We start from the raw sequence: 15,040 nt of genomic DNA, 5'->3' as shown, positions 1-15,040 counted from the left end.
CCTGTCACCACGTCCTTTTGGCCAGAGTTGAAAGGGGTCGCGCCAACACCCCGGTCACCGGAAAGCTGTTACTCAATTCGACGGCAGTGCGAATGGAACGGATTGCTCGATCCCGTGGGGGGTGACGAGGCAATAACCGACCGCTCAGCATTTGCCGTGGAAGGCCGTCAACCAGGCCGACATGGCTGACGGCAGCTCCCGAGGGGGGAGTCCGGAGAAAAGCGAGGGCGGCACCTCCGCACAGGTGCCGCCCTCGTCGGGGTCCGGAGCCGGGAGCGGGGGTGAGGGTAGGGTCCCGGCCGGCTCCGGTCGTCAGGGGGTCAGCGGCTGTCGCTGCCCAGGGACTCCGCCGCCGCACGGCCCGCTTCGAGGCGGGCGACCGGGATGCGGAACGGGGAGCAGGAGACGTAGTCCAGACCCACCTCGTGGAAGAAGTGCACCGACTCCGGGTCGCCGCCGTGTTCGCCGCAGACGCCCAGCTTGAGGTCGGGGCGGGTGGCGCGGCCGGCTTCGGCGGCGCTGCGGACCAGGGAGCCGACGCCGTCCTTGTCGATGGTCTCGAAGGGGCTGACGCCGAAGATGCCCTTCTCCAGGTAGGCGGTGAAGAAGCTGGCCTCGACATCGTCGCGGCTGAAGCCCCAGACCGTCTGGGTCAGGTCGTTGGTGCCGAAGGAGAAGAAGTCGGCGGACTCGGCGATCTGGCCTGCGGTCAGGGCGGCGCGGGGCAGTTCGATCATCGTGCCGAGGGTCAGCTTGAGGTCGACGCCGCGGGCCTGTTCGACCTCGGCGATGACCTGCTCGGCCTCCTCACGGACGATCTCCAGCTCCTGGACGGTGCCGACCAGCGGGATCATGATCTCGGCGCGCGGGTCGCCCTTGGCGGCGTTCTTGCGCTCGGCCGCGGCCTCCGCGATGGCCCGCACCTGCATGGCGAACAGGCCGGGGATGACCAGGCCGAGGCGCACGCCGCGCAGGCCCAGCATCGGGTTCTGCTCGTGGAGCTTGTGCACGGCCTGCAGGAGGCGCAGGTCGTTCTCGTTGGCGTCCTTGCGGGACTCGGCGAGGGCGACCCGTACGGACAGTTCGGTGATGTCGGGCAGGAACTCGTGCAGCGGCGGGTCGAGCAGGCGGACCGTCACCGGCAGGCCGTCCATCGCCTCGAAGAGCTCGACGAAGTCGGCCTTCTGGAGGGGCAGGAGGCCGCCGAGGGCGGCTTCGCGGTCGGCGTCGGTGTCGGCGAGGATCAGGCGCTCGACCATCTCGCGGCGCTCGCCCAGGAACATGTGCTCGGTGCGGCACAGGCCGATGCCCTGGGCGCCGAAGCGGCGGGCACGGGCGGCGTCCTCGGCGTTGTCGGCGTTGGCCCGTACGCGCAGCCGGCGCACCCGGTCCGCGTACGCCATGATCCGGTGCACGGCCTTGACCAGCTCGTCGGCGTCGTCGGCGCCGGCGTGCATCCGGCCCTCGAAGTACTCGACGACCGGGGACGGCACCACCGGCACCTCGCCGAGGTAGACCTTGCCGGAGGAGCCGTCGATGGAGACGACGTCGCCCTCCTCGACGACGATGCCGCCGGGCGCGGTCAGGCAGCGCCGCTTGGTGTCGACCTCCAGCTCCTCGGCGCCGCAGACACAGGTCTTGCCCATGCCGCGGGCGACGACGGCGGCGTGCGAGGTCTTGCCGCCGCGCGAGGTCAGGATGCCCTCGGCGGCGATCATGCCGTTGAGGTCGTCGGGGTTGGTCTCGCGGCGGATGAGGATGACCTTCTCGCCGGAGCGGGACCACTTGACCGCGGTGTAGGAGTCGAAGACGGCCTTGCCGACGGCGGCGCCGGGCGAGGCGGCGATGGCCCGGCCGATCTGCTGCGTCTTCGCGTTCTCGTCGAAGCGCGGGAACATCAGCTGGGCGAGCTGCGCGCCGTTGACCCGCTGGAGCGCCTCGGCCTCGTCGATCAGGCCCTGGTCGACAAGCTGGGTGGCGATGCGGAAGGCGGCGCCGGCGGTGCGCTTGCCGACCCGGGTCTGGAGCATCCACAGCTTGCCGCGCTCGATGGTGAACTCGATGTCGCACAGGTCCTTGTAGTGCGTTTCGAGCGTTTCCATGATCTGCATCAGCTCGTCGTACGACGGCTTGTCGATGCCTTCGAGGTCGGCGAGCGGCACGGTGTTGCGGATGCCCGCGACGACATCCTCGCCCTGCGCGTTCTGGAGGTAGTCGCCGTAGACGCCCTGCTGGCCGCTGGCGGGGTCGCGGGTGAAGGCGACGCCGGTGCCGGAGTCCGGGCCGAGGTTGCCGAAGACCATGGAGCAGATGTTGACGGCCGTGCCGAGGTCGCCGGGGATGCGCTCCTGGCGGCGGTAGAGCTTGGCGCGGTCGGTGTTCCACGAGTCGAAGACCGCGCGGACGGCGAGGTCCATCTGCTCGCGGGGCTCCTGCGGGAAGTCGCGGCCGGTCTCCTTGGAGACGATGTCCTTGAACTGGCCGACGAGGTTCTTCAGGTCGGCCGCGTCCAGGTCGACGTCGACGCGTACGCCCTTGGCCTGCTTGGCCTCCTCCAGCGCCTCTTCGAAGAGGTCGCCGTCCACGCCGAGCACGGTCTTGCCGAACATCTGGATGAGGCGGCGGTAGGAGTCCCACGCGAAGCGCTCGTCACCGGCCTGCTGGGCGAGGCCGGAAACCGACGCGTCGGACAGGCCGATGTTCAGCACGGTGTCCATCATGCCGGGCATCGAGAACTTCGCCCCGGAACGCACCGACACCAGAAGGGGGTTGTCGGCCTGGCCGAGCTTCTTGCCCATGGTCGCTTCGAGCGCTTCCAGGTGCTCACTGACCTCGGCACGCAGTGCCGCGGGCTCCTGGCCGCTGTCGAGGTAGACCTTGCACGCCTCGGTGGTGATGGTGAACCCCGGCGGAACGGGAAGCCCCAGGTTGGTCATCTCGGCGAGGTTGGCGCCCTTGCCACCGAGAAGGTCCTTGAGGTCCTTGTTGCCCTCGGTGAAGTCGTAGACGAACTTCGAAGGCTCGGACGGGGTTACGTGGGGATCTTGTGTTTCCGGCACGGGACTGACTCCTCGCCGACGGCTGCCCTGACGGCGAGGAACATACCCAGATCGAAGGTGTCTGGGTACGTCCACTCGGTCGACATACGCCCGTAACCGGTCGTCCGCCAGCAGATCGAAAGTCGCGACGGCCGAAACCATGACTTCAAGTCCTGAAGTCATGGTTGCGCACAGCTAGCGAAGACTCGCCGGTCGGCTACGGATTGCGATATTCGCTTGATCATGCGAACGCGAGATGGGTGGCACCCAGTGCCACTAATTGGAGAGGTGCACTCCCCCGCGAACCGCTCATCTGAGCGCCACCCCTATCAGGGGTGGCGAGAATCACGCCGTCGCACCCGCTCCGGTCCCGTCATCCGGACCCGGAATCGGACCTGCCGCCGCCTCCGCGGCCACGCCCCGGTCCGGGCCCGCACACCCCCTCAACAGCTCAGCCGCCCGAGGTGTCCAGTTCCGCGTCGGCCGTGACGCCCGCACGGTCGTACGGGTCGTCCAGCCAGCCGTCCGGCAGGACCACCCGGTTCCGGCCAGATGTGCGGCCACGCGGTCCGTCGGCACCCGCGGGCCAGGGCTGGTCGAGGTCGAGGTCGCTCATCAGAGCGTCCAGTTCGTCCAGCGACGAGGCGATTGCCAGCTTCTTGCGCGACTCCGAGCCGATCGCGAAGCCCTTCGTGTACCAGGCGACGTGCTTGCGGAAGTCGATGACACCGCGCGCCTCGTCCCCGAGCCACTCCCCCAGCAGCATGGCGTGCCGCAGCATCACGGCCGCGACCTCCTTGAAGGTCGGCCGCGCGTACGTGCCCGTGCCCTCGAAGGCCGCCACCAGATCGCCGAACAGCCACGGCCGCCCCAGGCAGCCGCGCCCCACGACCACGCCGTCACAGCCGGTCTCGCGCACCATCCGCAGCGCGTCGTCCGCCGACCAGATGTCCCCGTTGCCCAGCACCGGGATCTCGGGAACGGCCTCCTTCAGACGGGCGATGGCGTCCCAGTCGGCCGTGCCGCCGTAGTGCTGGGCCGCGGTCCGGCCGTGCAGCGCGATGGCCGTGACGCCTTCCTCGACCGCGATCCGGCCCGCGTCGAGGTAGGTGATGTGGTCGTCGTCGATGCCCTTGCGCATCTTCATGGTGACCGGCAGGTCGCCCGCGTTGGAGACCGCCTCGCGCAGGATCGAGCGCAGCAGGTGGCGCTTGTACGGGAGGGCCGAGCCGCCGCCCTTGCGGGTCACCTTCGGCACCGGGCAGCCGAAGTTCAGGTCGATGTGGTCGGCCAGGTCCTCTTCGGCGATCATGCGGACGGCCTTGCCGACGGTGTCCGGGTCGACGCCGTAGAGCTGGATGGAGCGCGGCTTCTCCGTCTCGTCGAAATGGATCAGCTGCATGGTCTTCTCGTTGCGCTCGACCAGCGCCCGCGTCGTGATCATTTCGCTGACGAACAGGCCCTTGCCGCCCGAGAACTCCCGGCACAGCGTCCGGAAGGGGGCGTTGGTGATCCCGGCCATCGGCGCGAGGACCACGGGCGGCTGCACCGCGTGCGGGCCGATCTGCAGCTGAGTCATGAGGAGCGGGTTTCCTTCGGTGGTCGGCGGGTGGAGGGGGCGACCTCCCATTGTCGCGCACCGGCGGGGCGGCCTCGCCAGAGCCGTAGGTCCCCTGGCCGCGTACCCGCAGCCACGCCTCGCCGGAGCCGTCGCGCCCCCTTCGTTGTACCGTTCATCTATGCCTGAGCTCAGCCGTCGCCGGCGCCTGCTCGTCCTGGCGATCTGCTGCATGAGCCTGCTGATCGTCAGCCTCGACAACACCATCCTGAACGTCGCGCTGCCGTCCATGCAGAAGGACCTGGACACCACGCTCTCCGGCCTGCAGTGGACGATCGACGCCTACACCCTGGTCCTCGCCGCGCTGCTGATGCTGGCCGGCTCCACCGCGGACCGGCTCGGCCGGCGCCGGGTCTTCCAGGCGGGCCTGGTGGTCTTCTCGCTCGGCTCGCTGCTGTGCAGCCTGGCGCCGAACCTGGAGTGCCTGGTGGCGTTCCGCATGGTGCAGGCCGTCGGCGGCTCGATGCTCAACCCCGTCGCCATGTCGATCATCACCAACACGTTCACCGACCCCCGGGAGCGGGCCCGCGCCATCGGCGTGTGGGGCGGTGTGCTCGGCATCAGCATGGCGGCCGGGCCGATCGTCGGCGGGCTGCTGGTGCAGAGCGTCGACTGGCGCGCGATCTTCTGGCTCAACGTCCCCATCGGGGCGGTCGCGCTGTTCCTGACCATGCGGTACGTGCCGGAGTCGCGCGCGCCCAAGGCGCGCCGCCTCGATCCCGTGGGTCAGCTGCTGGTGATCGCGCTGCTCGGCTCGCTGACGTACGCGATCATCGAGGCGCCGGCGGCGGGCTGGACCTCGCCGCTGATCCTCGGCTTCGCCGCGACGGCCGTCGCCGCGCTCGCCGGTCTGCTGCTGTACGAGCGGCGCCGCACCGAACCGCTGATCGACCTGCGGTTCTTCCGCAGCGCGCCGTTCAGCGGGGCCACGGTCGTGGCGATCTGCGCGTTCGCCGCGCTCGGCGGTTTCCTCTTCGTCAACACGCTCTACCTCCAGGACGTCCGGGGCCTGTCCGCCCTGGACGCCGGGCTGCACATGCTGCCGATGGCGGGCATGACGCTGGTCTGCGCGCCGCTGTCCGGGCGGCTGGTCGGCTCGGTGGGGCCGCGGCCGCCGCTGCTGCTGGCCGGGCTGGCGATAGCGGTCAGCGGGGTGCTGTTCGCGGCCTTCGAGGCGGAGGCGAGCACACCGCTGCTCTTCACCGGGTACGTGCTCTTCGGCATCGGCTTCGGGCTGGTCAACGCGCCCATCACCAACACCGCGGTGTCCGGGATGCCGCGTACGCAGGCCGGGGTGGCCGCGGCGATCGCCTCCACCAGCCGGCAGGTGGGCCAGACGCTGGGCGTCGCGGTGATCGGAGCCGTACTGGCCGGCGGCACCCGCGCGGCCGCCACCGGCAGCCACTTCGTCGAGGCGAGCCGCCCCGCCTGGTGGATCATCGCCGGGTGCGGCGCGGCCGTGCTGCTGCTGGGCGCGCTGACCACCGGCCGCTGGGCCCAGGGCACTGCGCGCCGCACCGCGGACCGCCTGGAGTCCACGCGGGACCAGGCCCCGCCGCAGGGGCCCGGCGGTCAGCCTGCCGCGCGGATCAAAGCCTGAAGCTGTTCCAGCTTCTCGCGCGTCGCCTCGTCGTCGGGCGTGTAGGTGATCATCTTGGGCCCCGGGGCGGGGCCGGTGTACAGGTTGGTGGAGGACAGCCGCAGCAGGCCGACGTCCCGCTGGCGGAAGAGCTTGGACTGGCTCACCGGCCGTACGACCTCCTGACGCGCCCAGATCTCGCAGAACTCCGGCGAGGCCGCCTTCAGCCGCGCCACCATCGCCTTCCAAGGCGGCTCGGCGACGTGGCCCGCCATGGAGGCGCGGAACTTGGCGGCCATCACGCGCAGCGTCTTGTCCAGGTCCACCAGGCTCGCCCGCCATTCCGCGTGGGTGAACGCCAGCCACAGGCAGTTGCGGTCCTCTTCGGGCAGCGCGTCCAGGTCGCACAGCAGCCGCCCGTAGGTGCTGTTGTAGGCGAGGAGGTCGAACCGGCTGTTCTGGACGGCGGCGGGGAACGGCGTGAGCCGGTCGAGCATCTGCCGCATCGCCGGTGACACGCTCGTGCACTCGCTGCCCCGCACCGGGTCGGCCACGCCGGCCAGCGCGAAGAGATGGCCGCGCTCGGCCCGGTCCATCTGGAGCGCGCGGGCCACGGCGTCCAGCACCTGGGGCGAGACCTTGATGTCCCGCGCCTGTTCGAGCCACGTGTACCACGTGACGCCGACCGCGGAGAGGTGGGCGACCTCCTCACGGCGCAGGCCCGGCGTACGGCGGCGGGGGCCGCGCGGCAGACCGGCCTGCTCCGGGGTGATCCGCTCGCGGCGGCTGCGCAGGAAGGCGGCCAGCTCGCCGCGCCTGACGTCGCCGTCGGTCCGCGCGGGCCCTGTTCTCTCCGGCATGGTGGCGGTCATGATCCCAGGATGCCCGAGTGCTCAGCGGGTTGCCAGGTAGCGCCGGTACCAGGATAAAGAGACTCTGGTACCCCCCTTGGCGGCGGACGATCGTCATCCCCGTGAGTGATACCGACGTACGAACCGTCCCCACGCGGACTCCGGAGTCCGCCCCCGCCCGTCCCGCCCACCCCGCCCTGACCCCGCTCGGCCTGGTCACCGTACTGCTCGGCGCCGCCCTGCCGATGATCGACTTCTTCATCGTCAACGTCGCGCTGCCGACCATCGACCGCGACCTGCGCGCGGGCCCGGCCCTGCTGGAGATGGTCGTCGCGGGCTACGGCGTCGCGTACGCGGTGCTCCTCGTCGTCGGCGGCCGGCTCGGCGACATGGTCGGGCGGCGGCGGCTGTACCTGTGGGGACTGGCGGCCTTCGGGATCACCTCGCTCGCCTGCGGCCTGGCGCCGGACGCCTGGACACTGGTCGTGGCGCGCGTCGCGCAGGGCGCGGCGGCCGCGCTGATGCTGCCGCAGGTGCTGGCCACCATCCAGGCCACGACGAGCGGGGCACGCCGCGCCAAGGCGCTCAGCCTGTACGGCGGTACGGCCGGCGTCTCCAGCGCTCTCGGGCAGGTGCTCGGCGGGCTGCTGGTCGCCGTCGACCTGGCCGGGACCGGCTGGCGCGCGGTCTTCCTGGTCAACGTGCCGATCGCCGCGGTGGCGCTGCTGCTCGCACTGCGCACCGTCCCCGAGACCCGCTCGCCGCACCCCAGCCGGGTCGACGTGCCCGGCACCGTGCTGCTGGCCGTCGCGCTGGTCAGCCTCCTGCTGCCGCTGACCGAGGGCCGCGCGGCGGGCTGGCCGGTGTGGTCCTGGCTGCTGCCGGCCGTCTTCCCGTTCGCCGCCGCGGCGTTCGTCGTCGTCGAGCGGCGCGCCGAACGGACCGGACGTACCCCGCTCGTGCCGCCGTCCCTGCTGCGCCTGCGCTCCGTAAGCAGCGGGCTGAGCGTGATCCTGCCGTTCTCGATCGGCTTCGGCGGGTTCATGTTCGTGGTGGCGGTCGCCCTTCAGGACGGCCTGCGGTACGGGCCGCTGGCAGCCGGCCTCGCCCTCGTCCCGCTGTGCGCGACGTACTTCGTCGCGTCGCTGGCCGGGCCGCGGCTGGTGGCCCGCTTCGGGCGGCGGGTGGTGCTGGCCGGGTCGCTGATCCAGGCCGCCGCACTGCTCGCGCTGGCGCTCGTCTTCCGTACGCAGTGGCCGGACGTGTCCGCTCCCGCGATGGCGGCGGCCATGGCGCTGCTCGGCATGGGCCAGGGCCTGGTCCTGCCGATCCTGCTGCGGATCGTGCTCAGCGAACTGCCCGCCGCGCAGGCCGGAGTGGGCGGCGGCGCCATGGTCACCACCCAGCAGGCTGGGCTGGCCCTGGGCGTCGCGACGCTCGGCACGCTCTTCCTCGCGCTGCTGCCGTCGCTGGGCGTACGGGACGCGCTGATCATCGCGCTGCTCGCGCAGGTGGCGACGGTGGGGCTCAATGTGGCGCTCTCGTTCCGGCTGCCGCGGGTGGTGCGGTAGGGGCGGGAGCCGGGACTCACGACGCGGTACGCGATAGCGGAGATCCGCCGTAGGCGGTAGGCGGCCGAGTCCTGTTGCGGCCGTTCCGGGCCGCCTATCCGATTCCGGCGATCAGGGCTGTCACGGACAGCGCCAGCGCGCCAAGGCCGCCGACGATGCCCGCGATCACGGCATCCCGGCGGTCGGCCGCCCCGCTCAAGTGAGTCCGTGCGGCGCATACGAAGGTGAGCCCGCCGGCCACGAACCAAGGCCCCCACAGGTAGGTGTACCAGCGGCTGACCGGCAGGAGTTCCGGGGCGAGTTCGATGACATGTGCCTGTACGAGCAGTCCCTGCCCGACGAACAGTGCTCCATGCCATACGAGCAGTACCCCCGCGCCCCACGCGGACAACTGCAGGAGGCGATTCATGCCGCGTCCCCACGTGCGGCGGCGCACCAGAGCCAGGCCCATCATTGCGCCGACGACTTTGAGCACTCCGGTCACCCACAACACCGTGATGAAGCCGGGATTGCGCTCGCGTGCCAGCTCGACCAGTGACGGTGAGATCGTGGAGGCGGCCCCGGCCAGACCGCCCATCGCCCAGTAGAAGCTGGGAACGGCGAACGCGAACCCCCACACGGCAGCGGCATACCCAGGCCATCGGGCCGGGGAGCTCGCCGTTTCACGACGCAGACTCATGATCGCAATTGTGCCCTGCCCGTCCAACGGCTCGTACGCCGTATCGGCAGTCCGGCCATGACCTGATGGTGACCTCACGGGTTGGCGATGTCGTGATGCGTTACCGGACCCGTGCGGCTCTGTCTCATCCCGCCTTCTGCGGCCTTGATCGAGAACATCTCGGCGGACTGATCGAGGAGTTGGCCGCGCCGTGGACGGCCCGGCGTGAGTCCACACCGCGTGAACGCCGGGGTGACGAGCGCAAGCGCACGGTGGGTGCGAGGCCGGATCACCCACTTGTCTTCACCGGCCGGGTCCTGGTCACGGTGGTCTATCTGCGCCTGCAGCTGCCTCACGCCGCACTGGCCGAGCTCTACGGCGTGACCCGTCCCACCGTCACCCGTGCCATCCATGAGATCCGGCCACTGCAACGCCACCTCGGCCGCCGCGAGTACTACGCCGAGACGCACGCCGCCATCGCCGGACTGGTCTCCGACCGCGCTGCCCGCAGGCCCACCCGGCCGCGCACGAGCGCCGGGTCCGTTCCCGTCTGGACGGTCACCTGCTGATCACTCGCCGGTCGGACCGCCAGGCCGGCACGCCTCGACGGCAATCGCGTACCGCGTCGTCAGGAGCCAAGAGCCAGGGGCCGGGGGCCAGGGGTCAGCATGAGCAGCGAATGACAGATATTGAAATCTGTCATCGCTCATGTCATGGTTGATGTGCCGCCACGCGGCGCGTCCGGCGCGGCGCGCGGCGGCACCCCACCCACCCCCTCCGTTCCTGAGGAGCACCCGTGCAGACCCGCACCCTCGGCACCACAGGCCCGCAGTCCTCGGCCCTCGGCCTCGGTTGCATGGGCATGTCCGCCGTGTACGGCGGCCCGGGCGACCGCGCCGAATCCGTCGCCACCATCCACGCGGCCCTCGAAGCCGGCGTCACCCTGCTGGACACCGGCGACTTCTACGGCATGGGCCACAACGAGCTGCTGATCAACGAGGCGCTGCGCACCGCGCCGGCGGCCCGCCGCGAGCAGGCGCTGACCAGCGTGAAGTTCGGCGCGCAGCGCACCGTCGAAGGCGACTTCATCGGGTTCGACGGCCGCCCGGCAGCGGTGAAGAGCTTCGCCGCGTACTCGCTCCAGCGCCTGGGCACCGACCACATCGACATCTACCGGATCGCCCGCCTCGACCCCGACGTGCCGATCGAGGAGACGGTCGGCGCCATCGCCGAGCTGGTCGAGGCCGGTCACGTACGGCACATCGGCCTGTCCGAAGTGGGCGCCGACACCCTGCGCCGGGCCGCCGCCGTCGCCCCGATCGCCGACCTCCAGATCGAGTACGCGCTCATCTCCCGCGGCATCGAGGAAAAGATCCTGCCCACCGCGCGCGAGCTGGGCATCGGCATCACCGCGTACGGCGTGCTCTCCCGCGGCCTGCTCGGCGGCCACTTCGGGCGCGACCGCAAGCTGGCCGCGGACGACTTCCGCGCGGCCAGCCCGCGCTTCCAGGGCGAGAACCTGCAACGCAACCTCGACCTGACCGACGCGCTGCGCAAGATCGCCGAAGCGAAGGGCGCCACGGTCGCGCAGACCGCCATCGCCTGGGTGCTCGCCCAGGGCGAGGACATCGTGCCGCTGGTCGGCGCCCGCCGCCGGGACCGGCTGGCGGAAGCGCTGGGCGCGCTGGACGTCACGCTGGACGCCGCCGACCTCGCGGCCATCGAGCGCGCGGTCCCCGCGGGCGCCGCGGCCGGCGACCGCTACCCGGCGCAGCAGATGGCCCTTCTGGACAGCGAGCGCTGACCTTAGGGGCACACTCGGGGGCCGTGCGGGTACGGTCCGTGGAAGGACGCCGCCGCGTCCGTACCAGGACGCCCCGCACGGCGCCCCCGACCGAAAGGCCCGTACGCCCGCCATGCCACCCGCCGAGACCCTGACCCCCGAACGCATCCTCGAAGCCACCGAGGACGTGCTGCGCCGCTACGGCCCGGCCAAGGCCACCGTCGTCGACGTGGCGCGCGCGCTGGGCGTCAGCCATGGCAGCGTCTACCGCCACTTCCGTACGAAGGCGGCGCTGCGCGAGGCGGTCACGGCACGCTGGCTGGACCGTACGAGCGGGCAGTTGCGGGCCATCGTCACGGAGGACGGGCCGGCGCCGGAGCGGCTGCGCCGCTGGGTGACCACGCTGTTCGCCGCGAAGCGGCGCAAGGCGGGCGACGACCCCGAACTGTTCGCGACCTACATGACGCTGGTCGGCGAGAGCGGCGGCGTAGTGGAACAGCACGTAGCCGATCTGACCGGCCAGCTGGCGGCGATCATCCAGGACGGCATCGACCAGGGCGCGTTCGCGCCGGGCGACTCGGCGACCCTGGCCCGCGCGATCTTCGACGCGACCAGGCGTTTCCACGATCCGTGCTACGCGGCGGAGTGGTCACGGCCGGGGATCGAGGAGGCGTTGGGGGCGGTGGTGGAGTTGATGTTGCGGGGGCTGGGGAGTTGACGGACCGGCGGTCGTTGTCAGTGGCAGCCCCTACGCTGAGTATCGGCCTGATCACTCAACGGGGGAAGGTGTGTCATGACACTGATGCTCGAACGGCAGACGACCGAAGGCGTTCCGCACGACCCGACCTGGTTCCGGAGAGTGCTCCATGACCTCCTGAGCATCGACGTACCCGACGGCCACCGGGCGGAGATCGTCGGCGACAGCATCGTCCTGTCGCCGTGGCCGCCGCCCTACTACACGCTCACGATACTGGCGATCGAATCGCAGCTGGCGCCGCTCACTCCGGACGGACATGTCCTCATGGGCGCCCCCTGCCTCTTCACCTTCCCGGCGCAGGAGCGCGCCCTGCAACCGGAGATGTATGTCGTCGCCGAGAGCGCGTTCCACACGGACGAGTAACACCTCGACGGTCACCATCTTTCCCTGGCCGTCGAGCTGACCTGTCCGGTGACGCGTCACCACGACTACGGGGACAAGCTCGGGACGTACGGGAAAGCCGGCGTGCCGGTGTATCTCCTGGTCGACATGGAGGAGCAGCGGACCACCGTGTTCTGGGAGCCGGGCGAGGACGGCTATACCGAGCGGGAGTCGGCCGAGTTCGGCGAGGAGCTGCGTGTGCCCGCGTTCTTCGCCCGTGAGCCCGTGCGGCGAAAGCGCCGCAGTCCTCACACCCCCAAGAACCGCAACACCGCCAGCACCCGCCGATGATCCGCGTCCGCCCTCGGCAGATCCAGCTTGGCCAGGATGTTGTTGATGTGCTTCGCCACCGCGGACTCGCTCACCACCAGGGCCGCCGCGATGCCCGCGTTCGACCGGCCCTCGGCCATCAGCGCCAGGACCTCCCGTTCGCGGCCGGTCAGCCGCTCCAGCGGGTCGCTCCGGCGCCGCACCAGCAGCTGCGCCACCACCTGCGGGTCCAGCGCGGTCCCGCCGTCCGCGACCCGGCGCAGCGCCTCGATGAACTCCTCGACGTCCGCGACCCGCTGCTTGAGCAGATAGCCGATGCCGCTGGTGTTCGAGGCGAGCAGATGGGCGGCGTAGCGTTCCTCCACGTACTGCGACAGCATCAGTACGGCGGTGTCCGGCCACCGCTCCCGGATCTCCAGGGCCGCGCGCACCCCTTCGTCCGTGAAGCCGGGCGGCATCCGGACGTCCACGACCGCCAGGTCGGGACGGTGCTCGGCCATCGCCGCCAGCAGCCCCGGCGCGTCGCCGGCCTCCGCGGCCACCTCGAAGCCGGCCGTCTCCAGCACCTTCACCAGGCCGATCCGCAGCAGGACGGAGTCCTCGGCGATCACCGCGCGGCGTACGGCGGGTGTCAGGTCGTGCACGGCAACTCCACGGTCATGGTGGTGGGGCCCCCGACGGGGCTGCTCATCCGGAACGCCCCGTCCACGGAGCGCACGCGCTGGGCGAGCCCCTTCAGACCGCTCCCCCGGGACGGATCGGCGCCGCCCACCCCGTCGTCGGCGACGACCACCCGAAGTATCTCCCCCAGGCGGGTCACGGTCACGTCGGCCCGGGTCGCGTCCGCGTGTTTGGCCACGTTGTTGAGGGCCTCGGAGACGACGAAGTAGGCGACCGCCTCGATCGGCGGCGCGGCCCGGTCCGGCAGGTCCGTCCACAGCCGTACGGGCAGCGGCGCGCGTGCCGCGAGCCCGGACAGCGCGGCGTCCAGGCCGAGTTCGTCCAGCACGGCCGGATGCAGACCGCGCACCAGGCTGTTCAGCTCCTCGATGGCCTCCTTGGCCTCCCGGTGCGCCTCCTCGATGACCTGCCGCGCCTCGGGCGGCAGATCCTTGAGCGTGGCCTTGGCCAGCCCGAGGTTCAGCGCGAGCGCGACGAGCCGCTGCTGCGCGCCGTCGTGCAGGTCCCGTTCGATACGGCGGCGCTCGGCGTCGGCGGCGTCCACCGCCCCCGCCCGGCTCACCGTCAGGTCCTCGACCCGCCGCTTCAGCTCCTCGGACCGGCTGACGTACAGCACCGCCCGGCCGACGACGTTCTCCAGCCGTACGAGGCCGCCGGCCAGGGCGGGCACGGCGGCCAGCACGAGCAGACCGGCGGCCGTGACGTACCCGAGCGGGGTGGCGTAACCGCGGTGGTCCAGCCGCCACTGTGCCCCGAGCGTCCAGATCCACAGCGAGCTGGTCGCCGCCGACAGGCCCGCCGCGAACACCGTGAGCACGAGGGCTTCGAGGACGCCCAGAAGCGGTCCGATCAGGCAGTTGTAGGCCCACTGCCGCTTGTTCTCACGGAAGCGCAACCTTGGCAGGTCCATCCCGCACAGCGTGCGGAAACGCCATCGCTGGGCCTCGGTGAGGCCGTAGGCGCAGACGACGAGCAGCGTCAGCGCGATCGGCAGGAGGTAGGGCGCGGCGTCCGAAGTGCCCGTCGTCAGCCCGGCGAACTGTGTGGCGGCCCACAGGAACAGCAGCGCCGGCACCATGTGCAGCGGCAGCCCGGCCCCCAGGAAGAGCAAGTCGCGCCGCAGCCGTACGAGCGCGCGGCGCAATCGGGGCGGGATGGTCATGGACCAACGCTATGCGGGGGTCCGGCGGGCGACCATGTAGCGGGTTTCCGCTTCGGGGGTGCAACTGGTGCCACCCCAGGTCGGCAACGGGCGTTACTGACCTTCCGCGGCCGCGGAAGGAGGGTTGACCGTGAGCCCGAAGGCCGGGTTCACCGCAGCCCGGAAGAGGCACACCGATGACCCTCGTCGCCTTCAACTCCCCATACGGAGCAAGCTCGTTCAGCCTGGCCGCAAGCCGCCGCACCTGGGCGGGCCGGGTCATGACCGGAGCCGGTCTGGCCCTGCTGCCGTGGATGGGCTACCTCGCGGGGACCCTGCCGCCCGCGGAGGCGGCGGCCTGGGTGGCGCTGGACGCGGTCGAGGCGGCGTGCCTGCTGATCGCCGGTACCCGGCTGATGAACGGGCGGGCGGGCCACCGGGGCGCCGCGGCGGCGGCAGCGGTTCTGCTCGTCGCCGACGCGTGCGTCGACGTGGCGACGGCCGGGCCGGGCAGCGAGCTGGCGGGCGCGCTGGCCATGGCGGTCGGCGCGGAGCTGCCGCTGGCGATCACCTGCGCGACGCTCGCCGTGCGATCGCCCCGGTGACGCCACGCGACGATCTCGCGGAAAACGGACGCCGGCCGGGCTGGAGATTACCGCCCCGCCGGCGGTGGAGGCCGGCAGAGCGGCGGCGGCCCCCGCAGGGGGCGCAG

Annotated in this window: 14 protein-coding genes; 8 read left to right on the top strand and 6 right to left on the bottom strand. The window is 71.4% G+C overall.

Annotated features, from left to right (window positions below):
- Nucleotides 1-320: 320 nt before the first annotated feature.
- Together ppdK and dusB are read right to left on the bottom strand one after the other, a co-directional pair.
- On the bottom strand, nt 321-3,059 hold the full coding sequence (ppdK, locus tag ACFV57_RS02640) for a pyruvate, phosphate dikinase (RefSeq protein WP_385224894.1): 2,739 nt from the start codon (nt 3,057-3,059) through the stop codon (nt 321-323).
- A gap of 430 nt (nt 3,060-3,489) precedes the next feature.
- The gene (gene dusB / locus ACFV57_RS02635) at nt 3,490-4,617 is read right to left on the bottom strand and encodes a tRNA dihydrouridine synthase DusB (protein ID WP_385224892.1); all 1,128 of its coding nucleotides are present in this window, start codon (nt 4,615-4,617) and stop codon (nt 3,490-3,492) included.
- 160 nt (nt 4,618-4,777) lie between these two features.
- Here dusB and ACFV57_RS02630 point away from each other — a divergent pair, with 160 nt between their 5' ends.
- On the top strand, nt 4,778-6,256 hold the full coding sequence (locus ACFV57_RS02630) for an MFS transporter (RefSeq protein WP_385224890.1): 1,479 nt from the start codon (nt 4,778-4,780) through the stop codon (nt 6,254-6,256).
- On the opposite strand, the gene ACFV57_RS02625 is transcribed toward ACFV57_RS02630, so the two are convergent.
- Nucleotides 6,229-7,107: a helix-turn-helix transcriptional regulator gene (locus tag ACFV57_RS02625; protein ID WP_385224888.1), complete on the bottom strand. Its 879-nt coding sequence runs from the start codon at nt 7,105-7,107 to the stop codon at nt 6,229-6,231. The two genes, ACFV57_RS02630 and ACFV57_RS02625, sit on opposite strands and share 28 nt — an antisense overlap.
- 101 nt (nt 7,108-7,208) lie before the next feature.
- Here ACFV57_RS02625 and ACFV57_RS02620 point away from each other — a divergent pair, with 101 nt between their 5' ends.
- Entirely contained in the window at nt 7,209-8,657 is a 1,449-nt protein-coding gene (locus ACFV57_RS02620) for an MFS transporter (RefSeq protein WP_385224886.1), read from the top strand.
- A gap of 94 nt (nt 8,658-8,751) precedes the next feature.
- Here the strand turns inward: ACFV57_RS02620 and ACFV57_RS02615 are convergent, their stop codons facing one another.
- The gene (locus ACFV57_RS02615) at nt 8,752-9,336 is read right to left on the bottom strand and encodes a DUF3995 domain-containing protein (RefSeq protein ID WP_385224884.1); all 585 of its coding nucleotides are present in this window, start codon (nt 9,334-9,336) and stop codon (nt 8,752-8,754) included.
- A gap of 65 nt (nt 9,337-9,401) precedes the next feature.
- Between ACFV57_RS02615 and ACFV57_RS02610 the strand changes: the two genes are divergently transcribed.
- The 5 genes from ACFV57_RS02610 to ACFV57_RS02590 all read left to right on the top strand — a co-directional run bounded on the left by ACFV57_RS02610 (nt 9,402) and on the right by ACFV57_RS02590 (nt 12,527).
- Nucleotides 9,402-9,884: a transposase family protein gene (locus tag ACFV57_RS02610; protein WP_385224882.1), complete on the top strand. Its 483-nt coding sequence runs from the start codon at nt 9,402-9,404 to the stop codon at nt 9,882-9,884.
- Nucleotides 9,885-10,111: 227 nt separating this feature from the next.
- Nucleotides 10,112-11,119: an aldo/keto reductase gene (locus ACFV57_RS02605; RefSeq protein WP_385224880.1), complete on the top strand. Its 1,008-nt coding sequence runs from the start codon at nt 10,112-10,114 to the stop codon at nt 11,117-11,119.
- 112 nt (nt 11,120-11,231) lie between these two features.
- A complete protein-coding gene (locus ACFV57_RS02600) occupies nt 11,232-11,816 on the top strand; it encodes a TetR family transcriptional regulator (RefSeq protein ID WP_385224878.1) in 585 nt (194 codons plus the stop codon).
- 75 nt (nt 11,817-11,891) lie between these two features.
- Complete coding sequence (locus ACFV57_RS02595) at nt 11,892-12,218, top strand: hypothetical protein (RefSeq protein ID WP_385224876.1); 327 nt, start codon at nt 11,892-11,894, stop codon at nt 12,216-12,218.
- A 24-nt stretch (nt 12,219-12,242) separates the two neighbouring features.
- Nucleotides 12,243-12,527 (top strand): Uma2 family endonuclease, encoded by a 285-nt coding sequence (locus ACFV57_RS02590; protein ID WP_385225138.1) that lies wholly within the window; start codon nt 12,243-12,245, stop codon nt 12,525-12,527.
- On the opposite strand, the gene ACFV57_RS02585 is transcribed toward ACFV57_RS02590, so the two are convergent.
- Together ACFV57_RS02585 and ACFV57_RS02580 are read right to left on the bottom strand one after the other, a co-directional pair.
- Nucleotides 12,485-13,117 carry a response regulator gene (locus ACFV57_RS02585; protein ID WP_385225136.1) on the bottom strand — a complete coding sequence of 211 codons (633 nt, stop codon included), beginning with the start codon at nt 13,115-13,117 and terminating at the stop codon, nt 12,485-12,487. The genes ACFV57_RS02590 and ACFV57_RS02585 overlap by 43 nt on opposite strands.
- A gap of 20 nt (nt 13,118-13,137) precedes the next feature.
- On the bottom strand, nt 13,138-14,349 hold the full coding sequence (locus ACFV57_RS02580) for a sensor histidine kinase (RefSeq protein ID WP_385224874.1): 1,212 nt from the start codon (nt 14,347-14,349) through the stop codon (nt 13,138-13,140).
- A gap of 176 nt (nt 14,350-14,525) precedes the next feature.
- Here ACFV57_RS02580 and ACFV57_RS02575 point away from each other — a divergent pair, with 176 nt between their 5' ends.
- Nucleotides 14,526-14,933, top strand: coding sequence for a hypothetical protein (locus ACFV57_RS02575; protein WP_385224872.1), 408 nt, complete (start codon nt 14,526-14,528; stop codon nt 14,931-14,933).
- Nucleotides 14,934-15,040: the final 107 nt, after the last annotated feature.

Origin of the sequence: Streptomyces sp. NPDC059788, from assembly GCF_042732265.1 — a bacterium.
In the GTDB taxonomy this organism is placed as follows: Bacteria; Actinomycetota; Actinomycetes; order Streptomycetales; family Streptomycetaceae; genus Streptomyces.
The sequence above is the reverse complement of the archived record's forward strand: the minus strand, read 5'-3'. Positions and strand labels throughout refer to the sequence as shown.